The sequence below is a fragment of the Pirellulales bacterium genome, assembly GCA_035939775.1.
GTDB lineage: Bacteria > Planctomycetota > Planctomycetia > Pirellulales > DATAWG01 > DASZFO01.
Window position 1 is genome coordinate 1 of record DASZFO010000042.1, and the last position, 3553, is coordinate 3553.

At 59.8% G+C, this 3553-nt stretch carries 3 protein-coding genes; 1 reads left to right on the forward strand and 2 read right to left on the reverse strand.

Features of this window, described 5'->3' with window-relative positions:
• The coding region (locus tag VGY55_01995) for a hypothetical protein (protein HEV2968729.1) at positions 1 to 325 on the forward strand (325 nt) is incomplete at its 5' end.
• 513 nt (positions 326 to 838) lie between these two features.
• On the opposite strand, the gene VGY55_02000 is transcribed toward VGY55_01995, so the two are convergent.
• Positions 839 to 1483, reverse strand: coding sequence for a hypothetical protein (locus tag VGY55_02000; protein ID HEV2968730.1), 645 nt, complete (start codon positions 1481 to 1483; stop codon positions 839 to 841).
• A 134-nt stretch (positions 1484 to 1617) separates the two neighbouring features.
• A complete protein-coding gene (locus VGY55_02005; protein HEV2968731.1) occupies positions 1618 to 2337 on the reverse strand; it encodes an ATP-dependent endonuclease in 720 nt (239 codons plus the stop codon).
• Positions 2338 to 3553 lie beyond the last annotated feature (1216 nt).

Sequence of the window (3553 nt, forward strand, 5' to 3'; positions counted from 1 at the left end):
CCATTACATCGTCGCCGCCGAACTCAAGCAGGCGGGATTGAAATGGAAGGAGGTAGTGCTGGCGCGTTGCCTATCAGGCAAGCTGCTGGTGGTTGCACAGTTGAAGGCCAACAAAAACTACGCGACGGAAGAACTCCGCGCACAAGCCTTCGTCCACGCGGGCCACGGCTGCCGGGCGACATATTTCAATCTCGCGAAAAAGCTGCCCGCTCTCGTCGAACTGCCGCAGTTGACATTGCGCGCGACGCGTCCGGAGGCGGAGAAGCCGCTCCAAAGCGTCATCGAGCTGCTCGAGCAACGATATGGACGACTGGGAAATGGTTAGATTCTTAGATTCCAACTGGGATTGGTGCTCTCGGACTGAGCGCTCGCCGGCCAGCAAATTCAGAGACCGCAGACTGGTCCGAGAGGATTGCCTCAACCGAAACCTGGAGCGTCTGCGCCTGTTACATTCACGCGGGAAACCGGCGGCTCCCATCGCCACAATCGTGAACACGATCAATAGAGATCAGGCTGAATTCGAGCCGGCGACGCCGAGGCTTCCTCGTCGCTCAGCAGGTTGGCGCTGGTGGCGTCGTCGGCCACGGCCGAATTATCCCCGGCCAGGGGCAGCGGGAACCGGGAACTTCGAGCGGCGTTAGGGTCGACAATGTTCGGCGACTGAACGCCTGGCTATTCTCCAAGCGAGTCGCCTTAGCCGGATTCCGAATTCGGCGCATGACGTTCCCGGCGCCGCCACCGGGAGACCTCGGCTGACATATTCATTCGCCAGCACGGCCGACGCTCAGCCGCTCGCCCGCCACGGAAGAATCCGTGGCGGGCTCCACATCTTCTTTTGTCAAGCCAGAACCAGCCGCGGCGGCTGTTCAAACTCGGCTTCGCCATGAAAGGCGCACCAGCTTTCTCGTAGCCATCGCCGAAGCTGGGAAATCCTCGCTGAACTGACGCCGAACTTTTTGGCCACGACGCTCGTCGTTTCGCCGCTGGCCAGCGTGAGCGCGATCTTCCGGCGCCGGGCGGGCAGCAGCCGGAGCCAATTTGCGAAGTCGATTCGCGAAGCGGCGATCTCCGCCGGACCGGCTCGACGATCCTCAATCAGAATCTCCTTCCATTTCCCCTCCTGCTCATCTAATTGGTCGAGCCGTTGAACTTCAAAGCCCTTGCGAAATTGGGAGTAGTTCGACATGACGTCGCCAACCCGTAATCGACTGCCGACGCGGCGGCCGGCACGGATCTGCGCGACGGCGTATCGTGCCAGGACCGACGGGAAGGCGAGATGCTCTTTGCCAAGCTCGAATAACCGGGCATAAGCCATAAAACTGCTGGCAATTACCTCTTCGATGAACTCATTGCGGAGTTCTGGCCGAACTTTCCGAAAACTGACCTGGGCTTGGCGCTGGATGGCCGGCACCATCGCTAGGAAGTCAGCATGCCAAGCCGGCGCCTTCGTCGTCGGCCTCGGACGTTTGATGCACGCGATCATGGGGCAATCTCCTCGGGAAAAGAGACCGCCCCACGCAGGGGCGGTCGTGTTGAAAAACACAACCGCCCCGCAACGATGCGGGGCGACAAAGCCAACTTCAGACGTGTTCCAGCCACGTGACCGGCGGCAGCGACCTATGATGATCCGCCCGCCATTTCAGCGATAACGCAGAGCCAGTCGCGGATTTCTCCGGCCGGATCGCGCTCGGCGAACCGAGCAGCCGTCATCCGATCGACCGCCGATGTATTGAGCCAGGACTTGACTCGGTTCCGAAGTCGCCGACGGGCCCGCACTGATTGCTCGCTCCAGGGCTCGCTTGGGTGAAACTGCAAGAAACACTGTTGGGCGACGAGATCAGCGACATCATCGTCGTCCGAGAAATGCACTTGGATACCGCGCGCCTCCAGAATGGCGTCCCGATGCAGGTAATTCTCAACACTCCGCTTGGATGTCATGGCGGCGTGAGAGTCGGGACGCAGGTTGATAATTCGGGCCGCCTCACGGCGGATCTCCGTTGCGGGAGCAACTTCACGATCAAACAGGTGAAATTCGGGACGGCCGAGCTCGGCGAACCGAAAGACCCACTGTCGCGGGTCGCCGCCGAAGGGCACGAACACGACCCGCCCCCGGCGTTCGAGGTGGCCGAGATCTGGCAGCGCATCGTCGGCATTTCTCAGGACAGCACTGGCCTTCCGCAGGAATTCAATATCGTTGCGACCTTCGACGACAATCAAAATCGGCCGGCCTGCTGCCGCAGCCGGACGGAGCGAGCGGGCTGCTCGTTTACTTGGATTGGCGGAACGGGCACGCAGCGCTTTCCAAATTCGTTGAAACAGATTGTCGCGTTCGGTCATCATGCACCTTCAAACATGGATTGGTGAAATCAGAAAGGTCATCGCCAAGAAGCCGCAATCGCGGCGGGCGACGACGCCGTAGGAGACCGCGGAGCGTAGGCCCGCGGCTGGGAACCCGATCGTTGCGGCTTCCAATCGCCGATCGATCTTGGTCGATGCCGATGGCGGTTCAAGGCTGCCAAAGGCCGCTCGGACACACTGAGATTCAGCAGAGTCGCGTTATTGCGATTTCCGAGGTCGAGCTCATAGCGGCCGACCGCGGATGGCAGAATCCTCGGCACAGCATCCGGAGCAGGACGCCTGGCATGGCGATATAGCTACGCGGTCACAGCGTCCCACCATACGTCGCCCGAGCAAACAGCGGAGAGATTCAGCACCAGCGCAAACAACAAGTCGCCGTTCTTGGCTGAACGAATCGGCGACTATCTCCGAGATGTTCCTCTAGGGATGCGCGCGCGACGGAAGCAGACCTAAGTTAGGTCGCCGACAGCAAGTATGTCCCCATTAATTATGCCCTGTTTTCGCGGTAATTCAGGGTGTTGCGGTGGTCGGGGACATTGCCGGCGAGACCGCGAAATCGCTGGGCGACCATTTCGTGATTGCTCAACTGAATCCATCCGACCTTGGTCGAATCACCCGGCCCGATCGTGTTGCTGATGGCCGCAGAAGACTTGATCGAGAAAAAATCAACTCACTTGCAGATGGTCACCGGCCATTTGACACGCACGCCTCACGGTTGGGCCGAAATTGAGCGCCGGATCAATCGCTTGGCGACTGTAAGCGATCAAAGGCGAAACCGCAGGCCAGTTCTTCAGTAAGATACGACACCGGCAGCCGTACCAGCGATGACAAGTATGGATTCGGCGGACGCTGACGCAAGCCACGAGTTTTCGGGACGTTGATTGACCGCACGAGTATTCTGGGCCGCCCTGCAGCCGGCCGACCGGTCCGATCTGGTTGTCGTCATCTTTTCCCAGAAATCGAACGATTGTTGAGAGCACTCAAATTCACAGCGTGCTGCAACGGCTAACTTGCGTCGGTCGGGCGGACGAATGGCACTTAAATCACGATAAGGCCTTTGGCCATCTCGCCTTTGATCTGCGCGCGGGGTTTTCGCAGGTACGCGAAGTTCCTGTTGTGTCGTTTCCTAGCCCGGGGCTCGTAGCGATCTGGTCGATCGGCGACGCGGTGGGCGGCGATGGCGTCGAGTAAGTTG